This is a genomic window from Pseudomonas sp. L5B5 (assembly GCF_020520285.1).
In the GTDB taxonomy this organism is placed as follows: Bacteria; Pseudomonadota; Gammaproteobacteria; order Pseudomonadales; family Pseudomonadaceae; genus Aquipseudomonas.
Genome location: NZ_CP084742.1, coordinates 403,155 through 418,000 on the forward strand (window position 1 = coordinate 403,155; position 14,846 = coordinate 418,000).

Sequence of the window (14,846 nt, forward strand, 5' to 3'; positions counted from 1 at the left end):
CTGGCGCACCAGCCTGTTTTTAACGCAGCGATGGCAACGCAGGCAGTTTTCAACGGCCTGTTAGAACGACGCACTCAGGCTGGTGTACAGGGTGCGCCCCGGTTCGTTGTAGGTGGCGGCGCCGGCCCCGGCGATGTCCACCACGCCCTGGGCATTGCCTTCGCGGTACAGGCGCTTGTCGAACAGGTTGTCGACCCCGGCGGTCAGGCTCAGGTGGCGGGTCAGGGCGTAGGTGCCGCTGATGCCGGCGATGGCGTAGGGGGCCAGTTGCTGGGTGGCGCTGCCGGTGACGCGGTCGCCGTGGTAGTCGAATTTCTTCGGTGTCTGCTTGCCGTACCAGGCCACGTTCATCTGCAACGACAGGTCCTGGGTGGCCTGCCAGTCGAGCATCGAGTTGAGGGTGAAGCGCGGGGTCACCGAGAGGTAGTCGCCGGTCTGCTTGTTCTTCGATTGCAGCATGTAGGTGAAGTTGTTGTTCCAGGTCAGCTGGCTGGCCAGGGGCACGGTCAAGGTGCCTTCCAGGCCTTCGACCACGGCCTTGGGCACGTTTTCCCACTCATAGACGGCGGCGTTCTTGTACAGCGCCGAGCTGCCACCGCTGGCGCGACCGGAGGGCGCGAGGCCCGACTCGACCTTGTTCTTGTAGTCGTTGCGGAAGTAGGTCAGGCCGGCCACCCAGCCTTCGGCCTTGTATTCCAGGCCCAGTTCCTTGTTGATGCTGGTTTCTGCCTCGAGCTTGTCGTTGCCCCGCAAGTAGCAGCTGGTGGTCTGGCCATAGCAGCCCTGGCCGCGGCTGTAGAGCAGGTAGTCGGGGTTGAGCTGGTATAGGTTCGGCGCCTTGTAGGCCCGGGCGATACCGGCCTTGAGGGTCAGGCTGTCGCTCAGCGCATGGGACAGGTTTAGCGATGGGCTCCAGTTGTCGCCGACGATGCTGTGGTGGTCGAAGCGCAAGCCGGGGGTGAGCATGGTGCCGGGCGCCAGCTCGATGTTGTCTTCGGCGAACAGCGAGAAGATCTGCGCGCTGCTCTGGCTGCTGCGATTGCCCGAGGCCAGCCCGGGGATGGCCCCGGCTTCCTTGGTGTCCTGGGTATTGGAGCTGGGGTCGTCGAGTTTTTGCTGCGACCATTCGCTGCCCAGGGTCAGGGTCTGCTCGAAGCCTGCGTGCAGCGGCAGGTTGAGCTCGCCATGGGCGGTCAGGTCGCGCAGCACCGAGGTGTAGAAGTTGGCGTCGCTGAAAATGCCTTCGGTGCCGCCGGCCAGGCCTTCGTTGATCCGGCTGTTGCGGGTCTTCTCGTATTGCAGGTAGGCCATGGAGCTGCCGAAGTCCCACTCGCCGCGATGGGTCAGCGAGTAGGTCTCGCGGTAGGTGCGGTTGGTCTCGTGGCCCAGGAGGCTTTTCACGTTCTTGTTGCTGTTGGTGTTCTGGGTATCGCCGGTATAGATATTGCCCTGGCGGCTGAAGCCGGCCTCGAAGTCCAGGCTCTGGTCCGGGGTCAGCTGCCAGCTCAAGAGACCGTTGAGGTCCTTGTTGCGCACGCCTTCGCGGCCGGCGGGCAGGGTGCCGGCCTGCTTGCCGGTGCGCAAGGACTCATGGCCCTGGTTGATGTCGGCGTCATCGGAGTCGGTGCGGGCCACGTTGCCATAGACCCGGTAGCTGAGGGTGTCGGTCAGCGGGCCGTTGAGACCGAAGCTCAGGCGCTGGGTCGCGCCTTCGTCCTTGTGAGTGGGAAAGGAGCTGTAGAGGGTGGCGTTGCCGTGGGTCTGGCGGCCTGCCTGCTTGGTGATGATGTTGATCACCCCACCGGCAGCGCCGTTGCCATAGCGGGCCGCCGCCGGGCCGCGGATCACCTCGATGCGCTCGACCTGGTCGGCCGGCACCCAGTTGGTGTCGCCCCGGGTATCGCGCTCGCCGCGCCAGCCATAACGCACCGAGTTGCGGCTGCCCACCGGTTTGCCGTCCACCAGGATCAGGGTGTTTTCCGGACCCATGCCGCGAATATCGATCTGCCGGTTGTTGCCGCGCTGGCCACTGGTGGAGTTACCGGTGAGGTTGACCCCGGGCATGGTGCGGATGATCTGCGACAGGTCGTTGGCCGGTGGGCGTTTCTGGATGTCCTCGGCGGTGATCACCGACACCCCCGGAGCCTGCTTGGTCTCTTCCTTGGCGGTGGCGACGATGCTCTGGGGTTCGAGCGCCAGCGCCGGCTGCGGCGTCTCGGCATTGGCGGCCTGGACGGCGTGGCTGAGCAGGCAGCAGCTGGACAGCAGGAAGGGAGCGAAAGAACGCATCGAGCGCATGGACATCGGTGATCTCCGGGATGGAAGCTGAAACAGGAAGATCACGAATGATAATGACTGCTATTTGCGAGTAAAGCGCATTAACTTTCTAAACACTTCTGCTGTGGGATGCACGGAGCCGGCAAGCCGCTACCGGCCCTGGTCAGGCCGCCGGCAGCAGCAGGTGCAGGGTCAACCCGGGATGGCCGTTGCTGGCCCAGATCTGCCCCTGGTGCAGCTCCACCGCGCGTCGGGCAATGGCCAGGCCCAGGCCGAAACCTTCGCCCTGGGCCGAGTCCAGGCGCTGGTAGGGCTCGAAGATGCGGTGCAGGTCCTGTTCGGCGACGCCGGGGCCCTGGTCTTCCAGGCACAGGTGCCAGTGAGTGCCCTCGCGCCAGCCACGCAGGCTGACCCGGCCGCCCTCGGGGGAATAACGGATGGCGTTGCGCAACAGGTTCTCCAGGGCCTGGGCGATGCTGTCCAGGTGCACGCGGACCCGGCAATCGGCGTCCAGCAGGCAGGGCAGGCGCTCGAGGCTCCAGCCGCTCTCGAAGCAGGCGTCCTCGCGCAGCGCTTCCCAGATCGACAGCACCTGCACCGGTTCGGTGGGCAACTGCGGGCGCTCGGTGTCGAGCCAGGCCAGGTCCAGGGTGTCTTCCAGCAGGCGCTGCATGTCGAGGATCTCGCGGTCCAGGCGCTGGCGCAGTTGCTCCGGCGCCAGCCCGCTGTCATGGGCGATGCGCAGGCGCGCCAGGGGCGTGCGCAGCTCGTGGGACAGGATTCGCAGCAGCAGGCGCTGCTGGGCCAGGCTCTGGCGCAGGCGCTCGGCCATGTGCTCGAAGGCCAGGGCCAGCTCCCCCAGTTCGTCGCTGCGCCGGGCCAGGGGCGCGGCCAGGCCCGGATTCTCCAGGTCGTCGGCGCGCAAGGCATCGGCGCGGTCGCGCAAGCGGTTCAGCGGCAGCACCAGGTGCCGGTAGAGCAGCAGGCCGAGCAGGGCGGCCAGCAGGGTTGGCACCACCCCGTGGCTGAGCACGTGGGTCCAGGGGGTGAGGCCGCCGGGCAGCAGGCGCTCGGGCAACTGCATGACCAGCCGGCCCTGTTCGGGGTGCTCCGGGAACTGGATGCTGACGTAGGGCAACTCATCCTGCAGGCGCCGGCTCATGGGCCAGTCCAGCTTGCGCATGAAGGTCAGGTGGCTGGCTTCCTCGGCGCTCAACGGGGTGCTGCCGAGGCTTTGCAGGCGCTCGCCGATCACCGCCACCCAGGTGTGTTCCCGGTCTGTCAGCTGGCGCTGGAACGCATCGACGCCGCTGGTTCCTCCCTGGCGCCAGGCGGCCTCGGCCTGCTGCGCGTAGCCGGCCAGGTACTGGCGGTCGGCCGGGTCGAGAAAGTAGGTGCTGCGCTCGGCCGACAGGCCCCAGGTCCAGATGATCCAGGTCAGCAGCAGGCAGAAGCCGATCTGCAACAGGGCCAGTTTCCACAGCAAGGGGTGCCGGCGCATCAGTGCCGGTCCGCTTCTACCAGGAGATAGCCAGCGCCCCGCACGGCCTGGATCTGCAGGTGCTGCACGCCGAGCTCGGCCAGCTTGCGCCGCAGGTTGCACACGTGCACGTCCAGGCCACGGTCCAGGCGGGTGTAGATGCGATGCAGCACCTGCTGGTAGAGGAAGGGTTTGCTCAGGGTCTGCCCCGGATGCTCGCGCAGGGTCACCAGCAGGCGGTATTCGGAGCCGGTGAGGCCGGCGGCGCGGCCTTGGCTCAGCACGTCCTGGGCCTGGTCGTCGAAGGCGAGCAGCGGGTCCTGGGGATTCTCCGATTGCAACTGTACCCGGGCCATGCGCCGCAGCAGCGCATCGACCCGGGCATCCAGCTCGGCGAGGCTGAAGGGCTTGGGCAGGTAGTCGTCGGCGCCCCGGGTGAACCCGGTGATGCGGTCCTGCTCGGCACCCAGGGCCGACATCAGCATCACCGGGATGCCTTGTTCATGGCGCAGGGTGTCGAGCAGGGCCAGGCCGTCCAGGCCCGGCAGCATGATGTCCAGCAGCACCAGGTCGAATTGGGCGCTGCGCAGTGCTGCCAGCCCCTGGCGGCCGTCGGAGCACGTGGTGACGGCAAAGCCGCGCTGATGAAAGTGGCGTTCCAGGTCCTGGCGCAGCCGGGCGTCGTCTTCCACGAGAAGCAGATTGGGGGTCATGGGGTGGGGTACTTTGTGCAAGCGGCTGGAGAGAGGATTTAAATGAGAATGTTTAGCATCCGCGAATAGTGAAGCAATGCTCCGGGTGATGCAATTGCCATGATGGCCAGGGCTGATCGAGATCAAATAAACAAAAAGTTGAATATTCAACATGGTGTTGATATTTTTCGTCGATCGTTTTTTCGGAGTTCCCATGTTTTCGGAGTTCTCATGAGCCAACCGTCTCCCGCCGTCCTGGCCGAGCGCCAACTGGTCCTGCAAGTGCTGCACAGCACTTTGCAGATGCTGGCCGGGGTGGTCGGTCCCCATGTGGAAGTCGTCCTGCACGATCTCGACCGGCCCGAACGTTCGATCGTTGCCATCGCCAACGGCCATGTCACCGGGCGCCGGGTCGGTGGCCCGGTGCTGGGCGGCCCGCGCCAGGACCTGGGGTTCGCCGCAGTGATCCGGGCGTTGCAGGATCGTTCCGGCAGCACGCCGCTGGTGCTGGAGAACTACCCGACCCTGGCCCCGGATGGCCGCGAGTTGCGCAGCTCCACGGTGATCTTCCGCGACAGCGGCGGGCAACCCTTCGCCAGCCTGTGCAGCAACAGCGACCTGAGCGGGATCGCCGCGGCCCATGCCTGCCTGGGGCAGATGCTGGGCCTGGGCAGTGCACCCGAACCGCGAGGCGACGAGCCCCAGGACATGGAACACCTGCTGGCCCAGATCATCCAGGGCGCCTGCCCGGAGCCCGGCGCCCGCTTGACCAAGCAACACAAGCTCGAAGCCGTGCGCCAGATGCAGGAGCGCGGCCTGTTCATCGTCAAGGGCGGCATCGAGAAGGCCGCCGCGGCCCTCGGCGTGACTCGCTACACCATCTACAACTACCTGGACCAGATCCGCGCCGAAGGCGCTGAGGAATGACCGCGATGCAGATCGATATCTTTCAAGTGGATGCCTTTACCTCCAGTGTCTTCGGCGGCAACCCGGCGGCGGTCTGCCCGCTGCAGGCCTGGCTGCCGGACGCGGTACTGCAGCGCATCGCCGAGGAGAACAACCTGTCCGAGACCGCCTACTTCGTGCCCAGCGGCGATGGCTTCGAGCTGCGCTGGTTCACCCCGACGGTCGAGGTCGACCTGTGCGGCCATGCGACCCTGGCAGCGGCCTGGGTGTTGTTCGAGCAACTGGGCGAGCAGCGCGATGTGCTGCGCTTCGCCACCCGCAGCGGCGAGTTGCGGGTCAGCCGAGATGGAGGCTTGCTGTCCATGGACTTCCCGGCCAAGCAGCCCGAGGCGGTAGCCATGCCCTCGGCCTTGCTGCAGGCCCTGGGCCTGACCCGGGCCGAGGCGCTGTACCGCACCGACGACTACCTGCTGGTGGTGGACGACGAGCGCCTGCTGGATGAGCTCAAGCCGGACTTCGTGGCCCTGGCCCAGTTCGGCGTGCGCGGCATCGCCGTGACTGCGCCGTCCCGGGAGTTCGATTTCGTTTCCCGCTGGTTCGGCCCCAGCGTGGGGGTCAACGAAGACCCGGTCACCGGTTCCGCCCACACCTCGCTGGCGCCGTACTGGGCCGAGCGCCTGGGCAAGAACTTGCTGCGGGCGCAGCAGGGCGGGGCGCGCAAGGGCCAGCTGCAGTGCCAGGTGCTGGACAACGGGCGAGTGATCATCAGCGGCCATGGCGCCCTGTACCTGCGCGGCAGCATTTTCCTCTGAGGCGGCTCCCGGGAGTTCAGGCTCCCGGGATTATTTGTGTCAGGGCCTGGCGAGGTTTAGAGTCGCGTCTTTTTCGCCTGACCCGGAAGCTTCTGACAATGGATTTGATCCGCGCCTTCTCCCGCCATTCAGCCAAGCCCCTGGCACTCGTGTTGAGCCTGTGGGCCGGTAGTTCGCTGGCGGGCAGCCTGAGCGACAGCCTGCTGCAATGCCAGCCGTCATTCTTCAAGGATCTGTACCAGCAGCGTGCCGAGCTCGGCCGGGTGGTGACTCTTGCGAGCGACGACAAACAGGGTATCGCCTGGATACCGGTGGCCGATCGGCGCGACGACTCGACCTCCACCGCCACCTTCTCCCGCCCGCTGCAAGACAAGGGCCTGAAGCTGACCGGCTACTACGACAGCGTGTTCGACCTTGGTAGCGAGGGCATCTACTACTTCTGGGGCCTGGAGATCGATGCCAGCCGGGAAGCGGTGATGGCCGCCATGCCCCAGGCCGGCTGGCAGGAGGCAGGCGAGTACTTCATCTCCCGGCCGCAGATCAAGGCCAGCGCCCAGGCGCCCTGGCAGGACAACCCCGCGGCGGTCTCCGAGATCGCCCCGGCTCCGGGCTCCGCGGAGAAGATTCTCATGCTCAGCGTGGAAGCCGGCAAGACCCGCATGCTCTGCTCGTTGCAAGGCAGCGTCGACGCCAAGTTGTTGCGCCAGGAGCGGCCAGATATGGCCCAGGGAGCCGGCCAATGAAGCGCCTGTGGTGGCTGGGTGGCTTGCTCCTGCTGGCGGGCTGCGCCCATGACCAGGCCCGCGATGCTGGCTCGGCACGTCCCGAGGCCATGTTCAAAGTGCTGGACACTCCGGAGTCGGTGACTTACTTCGCGGCCAACTCCCTGGCCTTGTATCAGAACAACCCGCATCTGCGGCAGTTCTACCTGATCAACAACTACAGCAAGCCCACCGATCCGGGCGATTCCAAACCCCTGATCCACAGCTCGCGGGTGGTGCGGATCATCAACTGCGAGCGCGACGAGTCGGCGCAAATGGGCCGGGTGTATTTCTCCGAACCCTTCGCCCAGGGCGCGGAGGTCATGCGCAAGGAGGCCCATGCGCAATGGGCGGCCTTTCCCCGTCAGTCGGTGATCGGCGAGCTGCGCAACATGGCCTGTGGCATCGATGCGGCACGCTTGGGCGCGCCGCCGTTCAAGGGCCCCCAGGGCGATTGAGGGCAGGGCGATGGCAGCAGGACCGATACGCGAGAACAACCGCAAGATCACGCTCACCGCAGACCAGGCGTTGCAAGCCCTGGCGCAGCTGGAGTTCATCGTGCTGTCGCTGCACCGCATGGGCAGCCATTACGTGGACAAGCCTGTGGCGGACTACCAGCGCGCGACCACCGACTTCATCGACAACGAGCGCGTCACCGGGCGTCTGGCGCAGGTGCGCAGGATCCTCACCGAGCCCTTCGACCTGACCCTGGGCGAGGACGACATGGATGACATCGAGCGGCATCTGCAAGGTGTCAAGCCCTGGCGCCCGGACTAGGGCAGGCCCCCACCGACTTTTTTGCAGGATCAGGACATGTCCAGAATCAGCATCGCCTTGATGGCCCCCAGCACCGACCTGGCGCTGGTGAAATTTCTCCACCAGCGCCTGGGCATGTCGCTGCGCATCGCCCGCGAGCACTTGGGGCAGGGGCCCCAGGGGGTGTTCTACAGCGCCTGGCTGTTCCATAACGACCATGTGCAACGGGAACAGGAAGTGCGCGACATCCTGGCGTTCTTCGGCGCCGCCCAGTTGCCCTTGCGGGTGCTGGAGTGCATCTCGGACCCTGACCAGGCCGGCCCCGTTGGCCTGGACGACGAGCAGATCGATGAGCAACTGCTGCTCAACCTGCTGGAGGCCTGCGATGGCTGTTACGAATGATGCCGTCTGCCAGCAACACGCAGTCCCTCTGTTTCAAGTGTGGGTAAGTTGATCGCCAACTAATTATAAGTTGGCTATTTATTTATATTGAAGTTTGATCTGTTTAACTTTAACGCATTAATTTGTCAACTAATTCCTGTGCCTGCCAAGGATGGTGGCGAGACTTTAAATTATTTCCTGCGGATCTTCCCGGGTTAATGGCTATTTGATATTCGCTGGCTATATTCAGGCTGTAGTCAATTGATGCATGCAGTTGCTGAATGTCATCAAGAATAAAATGACAACGGTCAATAGTCGGGTCAAACATGACCCAGGGAGTCAGTCATGGTGAGTCTGAAATGGGCAGGTATCTGGATTCTGGGCGTAAGTAGCGCCGGTTGTTCCGGGCCTGGCACAGTCATGGAACCCTATGAGTCGGCGTTGGGCGTGGAGAGCTCCAATGCCCAGAGTTTTCATTCCAGCCTGTACTTTCCCTCAGGCACGGCCTTGCATTACCCGGGCTACGTGGTAGCGCTGGAAAAGAGCTCGCAGGACACAGTGGGCGGGCCCAGGCCCTATCCCCAGGTCAGCTTCGTCAAGAGCGGGCAGTACATCCAGGCCGAGCAACCAAGTCGCTGGGGAACGCCCAGCCAGATCGATCGCTTCCAGAATAGCGACTCCAAGGCCATGTTCGTGTCGCATATCATCAAGAACTCGATAGCCAGGGATGATCATGACGGTCATGTTCCTTACTTCTCCAAGAACCACTGCTTTGTATATAACGCTTATGCCGCCAAACCCCTGGCCTTGATTCGCAAGGATTACGATCTTGCCAAGATAAGTGATTGGCATGCCTGTAAGGTTTCTACCAACCTGGACAAGGTGGATGCGAAGAAGTATCAACTTTATGACTATGGAAAGTATGCGCTGGTATCGCTACAAGATAACTTGATCGGTGATCTGAAACAGGGGGATTACACCCATGTGCTGGTAATAGTGATGGGCTGGAACACCGCGCAACAGGAAGCCATTCGCAACTTCAACGATCTGACCGGCAACTTGATGGCGGCTTCGCTGGAGGCTGCCAATGGCCAGCAGGAAAGTCCCATCGACCGCACCAGGGCGATCCAGCCCTTGGCCAAGGACCGTCCTGCCGGCAGTTTCCGGCCCCTGGTGATCGGCGTCACCTGGCCTTCCTACTGGTCCAACTCGTTCGGCAACGTGTTCAGTTATTCCAACAAGGCCAACGACGCCGACGAGATCGGTTTGTCTTGGTTGAACAAGCTGCTCAACGAAACCATCCCGCGCAGCCTCGAAGCTTCCGGCAGCCACGCCCGGGTGGTGGCCCTGGGGCACAGCTTCGGTGCTCGCGCCATGACCCGGGCGGTGTTCAGTTCGCCGGCACTGGTGCCTTTGCAAGGTGGCTTTCCCGACCAGTCCATGGTGACCAGCCCGGTGGACCTGGCGGTGGGCCTGCAGGGAGCCATGAGCATCAACCGGTTTGCGGCGCAGCTGGGCAGTGAAGGTGCTCCCTACCGTGACTTCGCGCGGCTGGGCAAGACCAAGATCGTCCTGACGGCCGCCACCGAGGACTCGGCCACGGGCGCGCCCTTTGTGGTCTGGACCGATCCTGCCGGCTCCATCGGCTCCTACCGCAAGGCCTGTGAGCAGGCCGGCTCGGTGTACCGGCCGATATTCGACTGCATGACCGCGTCCGACACTTCCGCCACGACGGGGGGCCGGTTCGAGGTTTGCAAGTATGGCCAACCAGGTTGTGTCGACCCGTTCGAGGGTGCCGGCCAGGGGCACAAGGTGGCCTATATCGACGCTTCGAACGGCATCACCCAGTTCAACTCGCCCGGATCGGGTGGCGGTGCCCACAGCGACATCTACCGCCTGCCCATGGGGCGCCTGCTGTGGAAGCTGGTGGAGCAGTACGCGCCTGCTCGTTGAGGCGGCGGCAACGAGGCGCTGAGGGAGGGCGAGTGTTCAGACCTTCAGCGCCTTGAGCAGCGTTGCGAAGGCTGTCTTGCGCAGATGGGCCTCGTTCTTCCAGGTCGTCATGATGGTGCTCAGGGTCAGGTCGTCGATGGCGGGCAATGGGTACCACTGGCCCTCCAGGTACAGCTGGATGTCTTGCTGGGGAATGTGCAGGTTGTCGTCATTGCAGATGATGTATCGACTCCCCTGATTGGCCTGGGTCTGGTCGAGATGGTTCTGTCGGCCAACCAAGGCTGCAGTGGTCTTCCTGTAGCGGGTCAGCAAACACAGCAACATCTTGTCGGCACAAGCCACTGGCATGCCGTTATCGGTACGGACGACCTGGCGATGAAAACTGTTGATCTTGGCTCGCCCGTCGTTGAACGAGTCGTAGTAATAGAAGGCATACACCAGGGCGCCGCCTGCGGCGGCCTGTTGAAGAGGAAGATTCCTCACCAGGTCCTGGGACGGCAGCCCTTTCGGGTTGCGACAGGTCACGCGAAACTCGGTGGTAAAAAAATCTCCCCACCCATTGGCGGCCTCGGTCCTGTAGTAGAAGTCGCCCGCTGGTTCGTGAGCGCAGGTCTGCATGGTTGCCAGCAAATCCGTGAGCGTCGGTGGGGCGGGCTCGGGTATTGCCGCTGGCAGTGAAAGGGGCGTTGCCGAGGCATTACGGCCAAACAGACGCTTGATCCATTCGATCATCGGGCATTCATCCTTGAAGAGCCGGGCTCGCCAGAGGAGCCCGGTGGGTGTGCAGGCCACAGAGGCGGCGGTGGGGTCAGCGCTGGCTCGACCAGTACTGGTGCAACTGGCGGGCGGCCGGCTCGATGCTCGCCACCTGCTGCTGGTGCCGGGCGATATCCAGGTCTGCCGGCAACTCGAAATTGTCCTGTTCGGCGCAGTCGGTGATGGCTTGCAGCAAGGCGGTCTGCGGTGCAGGCATCTGCGGCCAGTTGCCCACCGCGACCCCGCGCAGGTAGCCGAAGCACCATTCCTCGGCCAGCAGCAACGGCTGGCCCTGGTGCTCGGTGGCTTCCAGGCGCGCCTTGAACACTGCGGCGTCGCTGTCCAGTTGCACCGCCAGGCTGTTGATGTGGCGCACGCACAGGTCGATGAACTGCCGGCATTCCTGCGGGGTTTCCCAGGCCGGGTTCTCGCCGCCCCAGATCCCCGGGAACCACTCGGCGATATCCACCTGGGCTGGGCCCGACACCAGGGCGGTGAAGTAGCCGTCCAGCTCGCAGGGGTTGAGTACCGAGTGGTCGTCGCCGTACTTGAGCAGGGTGTCTTCGATCGCGTCGAAGTCGGCGGCGTTCAGAGGGGTGTTTTGCATGATGGAGGTCCCGGAAAAATCAGCGGCGATTTTCAGGCTTCGGCTCGTGTGCTGCAAGCGTCGGTTCCGTCTCAAGCATCCCGGAGCAGGTCCTGGGCGTCGAGCAGGCGGTAGGCGATTTCCGGACGGTTTTCCATGGCCCGGCGGATTGCCGCAGGAATGTTCTGCCGGGTCTTGCGGCACAGCCCGGGATGCTCCGCCAGGACAATGGCGATGCCGCGCATGCTGCGCACCTCATTGTCGCTGGGGGTGATCTGCAGGCGAATCCCCAGCTGCTGGTACATCCGACGCTGCATGTGCTCCAGGTCGGCCAGGTCCTGGAGGTTTTCCAGGCGTTCGACCAGGCGCTTTTCTTCCTGGCGCGTGAGGTTGAGGATGCGCAGGTCGGCTCCGGGAGTGTCCAGCAGTTGCTCGCGCTGGCAGACGCAGGCGCCGGGCGGACAGGGTTGGCGGATCGCGGTGCTTGGATTCATGGGAATCCATCATAGCGGCGGCGTTCGGGCTTTCGCAGCTAAATCTGCATCGGGCCGGCAACGGTTTGGCAGTCTTGGAAAGGGGGAAGGGAACCCTCCCACCGCAGGACTGCGGTGAGAGGGAGGTGGAACACAAGGAAGGGGTGCGGACAGGACTATAACGATGCCGAAAACGGCTCGTCATTAGTACAGATGGACTAGTTCGCCCCCCGGTTCTGCCGATATGCCCAGTGCCAGGGCTGGTGTGCCCCGGGAAACCCCGACAACCTCGCCGGGCTTGCCACGCTGGTGGCCGGGCTTGATCGGGATCAAGGTCGCGGCGCCTGGGACGTTCTAACGTGAAACTCCTTTCCCCGGCACCGGGAGTCCCCATGGCCAAGCCCTTTCCCCTTTCTCCCAAGCATCCCGAGCGCATCTGCTGGGGCTGCGACCGTTACTGCGCGGCCAATGCCTTGTCTTGCGGCAACGGCTCGGATCGCACCATGCATCCTTCCGAAATGCTCGGTGAAGACTGGTACCTGCATGGCGACTGGGGTTTCGACATCCCGGCCGGCGCCGAGCCAGCCCCGCCGGAGCGCGATACCCACTGAATCGGGAAGGGGCGGAGACGGCAGGTTGAATATTTTTACCCGGGTATATTGATTGATGGTTTATTACCCGGATATTATTTGGCTTCATCTTCATGAGACTGCTGCCATGTCCGACATCCTCACCAAACCCGTCACTGCCTTCCAGGCCCAGCGCTTGCTGGCCCGTGGCCCGTTGCTGGACGTGGCCCTGGCGGTGCGCGACGCGTCCCGGGACCCGGCTTGCACCAGCCTGCTGGTATTCGACGATGCCACGGGGCGGGTCATCGACCTCGACCTGCGGGGCAGCAACGCCGAAGTGGCACAGCGCTTGTCGGCCGCGCCCGCACCGGGTCGCGGGCGTTACCGGCCGGCCGCGCCCGCCGAACCCGAGGTGGACGCTCCGGCCGATTCGCCCCGTGGCCGTGGGCGGCCCAAGCTGGGGGTGATCGCTCGCGAGGTGACCCTGCTGCCACGCCAGTGGGACTGGCTGGCCAGCCAGCCCGGAGGCGCCTCGGCGGTGCTGCGCCGGCTGGTGGACGAAGCCCGGCGCAACCCGGACCCGGCACAGCAACGGCGCATGGCGCAGGAGGCTGCCTATCAATTCATGCTGGCGATGGCCGGGGACCTGCCGGGTTACGAAGAGGCCACCCGGGCCTTGTTCGCTGGCGATCTCGAGCGCCTGGGCCAGCAGTTGCAGCCTTGGCCCGAAGACATCCGGGCCCATGCCCTGCGCCTGGCCACCGGGGCCCAGCTCGCGGGGGCAGGGCAGTGATGTCCCGGCTGGATGCCGGCCTGCAGCGCTCACCGGTCAATGGCATCGAACTGGCCTGGGACAGTCATGGCGACGAGACCGCCGAGGCGATCCTGTTGATCGCCGGCCTGGGTACCCAGATGGTCCGCTGGACCCCGGCGTTCTGCCGGGACCTGGCGGCCCGTGGGTTCCGGGTGATTCGCTTCGACAATCGCGACGTCGGTGCTTCGACGCATCTGGTCGAGGCCGGTGTGCCGGATCTTGCGGCACTGATGGCCGGTCGGCCGTTGACGCTGCCCTACAGTCTGCAAGACATGGCCGCCGATGCCCTGGGGCTGCTGGATCACCTGGGCATCGATCGCGCCCATGTGGTGGGGCGCTCCATGGGCGGGATGATCGCCCAGGTCCTGGCCAGCGAACATCCGCAGCGGGTGCGCTCGTTGACCTCGATCATGGCCAGCAGCGGCAACCCGGCCTTGCCGCCACCCGCGCCGCAGGTCATGGCGTTGCTGACGGCGCCGGCGGCAGACCCGGCGCTCGACCTGGAGGGCCATGTGGCCCAGCGCCTGGCCCTGGCCCGCTGCATCGCCGGCAGCGCCCAGGCCTTCGACGAAGCGGCCCAGCGCGAACTGGTGCTCAAGGAACTGCAACGGGGCTGGAACCCCGCAGGTTTCATGCGCCAGCTGGCGGCCCTGGCCTGTGCCGGGGATCGCCGGGCTCGGCTGGCCAGCATCCAGCTACCGACCCTGGTGGTCCATGGCAGCGACGACCCGCTGGTGCCCGCCGCTTGTGGGGAAGACACCGCGCGCTCGATCCCCGATGCCGAGTGGTTGCTGATTCCTGGCATGGGCCATGATCTGCCACCGGCCTGCCAGCCTCAGGTGCTGGCGGCCATCGAGCGTACAGCGCGGCGGTGCCAGGGGCGGCAGGTTGTGTGAAGCCCTGGCGCCCTTTTATATTCCCGGCTGATCCGCCCCCCCCAAGCCCAGTCCAAGGGACATCGCCCATGAACCTCACGACCCTGGTTTTATTCCTGCCTGCCTGTTTCGCCCTGAACATGGCGCCCGGCCCCAACAACCTGCTGTCGGTGAAGAACGCCACCACCTATGGCTTCCGGGTTTCCTGCCTGGCCGGAGCGGGGCGGCTGCTGGCCTTCATGCTGATGATCGGCCTGGCTTCGCTGGGGCTGGCGGCGGTGCTGCAGGCCTCGGAGCTGCTGTTCCACGGGATCAAGATGCTTGGCGCGGGGTACCTGCTGTACCTGGCGTATCAACTGTGGACGGCCGATACCCGCACCGTGACCGATGGGCCGAGCACTGCAATCGGGCTCCGGGGCCTGGCCCGACAAGAGTTCCTGATCGCTAGCGGCAATCCCAAGGCCATCCTGATCTTCACCGCATTCCTGCCGCAGTTCGTCGATCCCGCAGCGCCGGTGACCGGGCAGTTCCTGGTGCTTGGGGGCTTGTTCCTGGCGCTGGAGTGCGTGGCGATCGCCGCTTATGCCGGCATGGGCCTGCACATGCGCCGCTGGTTCGGCAAACCTGCCGGGCGCCGTGTGTTCAACCGTGGTTGCGCGGTCTTGCTTTCGGGGGCAGCGTCATTGTTGCTACTGGCACGGCGAACCTGAGAGCCAGCCCCTCTCCCAGATGCAGAGAGGGGCTGGGGCCTCGAG

Annotated in this window: 17 protein-coding genes; 11 read left to right on the top strand and 6 right to left on the bottom strand. The window is 64.8% G+C overall.

The features are described from left to right. Nucleotides 1–60: 60 nt before the first annotated feature. The 3 genes from LGQ10_RS01800 to LGQ10_RS01810 form a co-directional block, all read right to left on the bottom strand. A complete protein-coding gene (locus tag LGQ10_RS01800; protein ID WP_413247602.1) occupies nt 61–2,298 on the bottom strand; it encodes a TonB-dependent siderophore receptor in 2,238 nt (745 codons plus the stop codon). A 142-nt stretch (nt 2,299–2,440) separates the two neighbouring features. Then, a complete protein-coding gene (locus LGQ10_RS01805) occupies nt 2,441–3,778 on the bottom strand; it encodes a sensor histidine kinase (RefSeq protein ID WP_226524479.1) in 1,338 nt (445 codons plus the stop codon). Further along, complete coding sequence (locus LGQ10_RS01810) at nt 3,778–4,470, bottom strand: response regulator transcription factor (protein WP_058436150.1); 693 nt, start codon at nt 4,468–4,470, stop codon at nt 3,778–3,780. Before LGQ10_RS01810 ends, LGQ10_RS01805 begins: the two co-directional genes overlap by 1 nt. Before the next feature lie 210 nt (nt 4,471–4,680). On the opposite strand from LGQ10_RS01810, the gene LGQ10_RS01815 reads away from it, so the two are divergent. The 7 genes from LGQ10_RS01815 to LGQ10_RS01845 all read left to right on the top strand — a co-directional run bounded on the left by LGQ10_RS01815 (nt 4,681) and on the right by LGQ10_RS01845 (nt 10,018). Further along, nucleotides 4,681–5,376, top strand: a complete 696-nt coding sequence (locus LGQ10_RS01815; RefSeq protein ID WP_226524480.1) for a transcriptional regulator — start codon at nt 4,681–4,683, stop codon at nt 5,374–5,376. Nucleotides 5,377–5,381: 5 nt separating this feature from the next. Continuing rightward, nucleotides 5,382–6,167 carry a PhzF family phenazine biosynthesis protein gene (locus LGQ10_RS01820; protein ID WP_058436152.1) on the top strand — a complete coding sequence of 262 codons (786 nt, stop codon included), beginning with the start codon at nt 5,382–5,384 and terminating at the stop codon, nt 6,165–6,167. A gap of 98 nt (nt 6,168–6,265) precedes the next feature. After that, entirely contained in the window at nt 6,266–6,910 is a 645-nt protein-coding gene (locus LGQ10_RS01825; RefSeq protein ID WP_226524481.1) for a hypothetical protein, read from the top strand. Beyond that, complete coding sequence (locus LGQ10_RS01830; RefSeq protein ID WP_058433514.1) at nt 6,907–7,386, top strand: surface-adhesin E family protein; 480 nt, start codon at nt 6,907–6,909, stop codon at nt 7,384–7,386. Before LGQ10_RS01825 ends, LGQ10_RS01830 begins: the two co-directional genes overlap by 4 nt. Nucleotides 7,387–7,396: 10 nt before the next feature. Continuing rightward, nucleotides 7,397–7,705, top strand: a complete 309-nt coding sequence (locus tag LGQ10_RS01835) for a hypothetical protein (protein WP_022644035.1) — start codon at nt 7,397–7,399, stop codon at nt 7,703–7,705. Nucleotides 7,706–7,741: 36 nt separating this feature from the next. Beyond that, complete coding sequence (locus LGQ10_RS01840) at nt 7,742–8,086, top strand: hypothetical protein (protein ID WP_058435957.1); 345 nt, start codon at nt 7,742–7,744, stop codon at nt 8,084–8,086. 324 nt (nt 8,087–8,410) lie between these two features. Continuing rightward, nucleotides 8,411–10,018, top strand: a complete 1,608-nt coding sequence (locus LGQ10_RS01845) for an alpha/beta hydrolase (RefSeq protein ID WP_058435955.1) — start codon at nt 8,411–8,413, stop codon at nt 10,016–10,018. Nucleotides 10,019–10,054: 36 nt separating this feature from the next. Here LGQ10_RS01845 and LGQ10_RS01850 read toward each other — a convergent pair whose 3' ends face one another. The 3 genes from LGQ10_RS01850 to LGQ10_RS01860 all read right to left on the bottom strand — a co-directional run bounded on the left by LGQ10_RS01850 (nt 10,055) and on the right by LGQ10_RS01860 (nt 11,854). Then, the gene (locus LGQ10_RS01850) at nt 10,055–10,750 is read right to left on the bottom strand and encodes a hypothetical protein (RefSeq protein WP_226524482.1); all 696 of its coding nucleotides are present in this window, start codon (nt 10,748–10,750) and stop codon (nt 10,055–10,057) included. Between the two features lie 76 nt (nt 10,751–10,826). Then, a complete protein-coding gene (locus LGQ10_RS01855) occupies nt 10,827–11,381 on the bottom strand; it encodes a UPF0149 family protein (RefSeq protein WP_226524483.1) in 555 nt (184 codons plus the stop codon). Between the two features lie 71 nt (nt 11,382–11,452). Then, nucleotides 11,453–11,854: a hypothetical protein gene (locus tag LGQ10_RS01860; protein ID WP_058435953.1), complete on the bottom strand. Its 402-nt coding sequence runs from the start codon at nt 11,852–11,854 to the stop codon at nt 11,453–11,455. A gap of 371 nt (nt 11,855–12,225) precedes the next feature. Between LGQ10_RS01860 and LGQ10_RS01865 the strand changes: the two genes are divergently transcribed. The 4 genes from LGQ10_RS01865 (at nt 12,226) to LGQ10_RS01880 (ending at nt 14,801) form a co-directional block, all read left to right on the top strand. Beyond that, a complete protein-coding gene (locus LGQ10_RS01865) occupies nt 12,226–12,444 on the top strand; it encodes a DUF3079 domain-containing protein (protein WP_058435952.1) in 219 nt (72 codons plus the stop codon). A gap of 106 nt (nt 12,445–12,550) precedes the next feature. Next, entirely contained in the window at nt 12,551–13,195 is a 645-nt protein-coding gene (locus LGQ10_RS01870; RefSeq protein WP_058435951.1) for a DUF2239 family protein, read from the top strand. Beyond that, entirely contained in the window at nt 13,195–14,112 is a 918-nt protein-coding gene (locus LGQ10_RS01875; protein ID WP_226524484.1) for an alpha/beta fold hydrolase, read from the top strand. Before LGQ10_RS01870 ends, LGQ10_RS01875 begins: the two co-directional genes overlap by 1 nt. Nucleotides 14,113–14,180: 68 nt before the next feature. Continuing rightward, entirely contained in the window at nt 14,181–14,801 is a 621-nt protein-coding gene (locus LGQ10_RS01880; protein WP_058433898.1) for a LysE family translocator, read from the top strand. Nucleotides 14,802–14,846 lie beyond the last annotated feature (45 nt).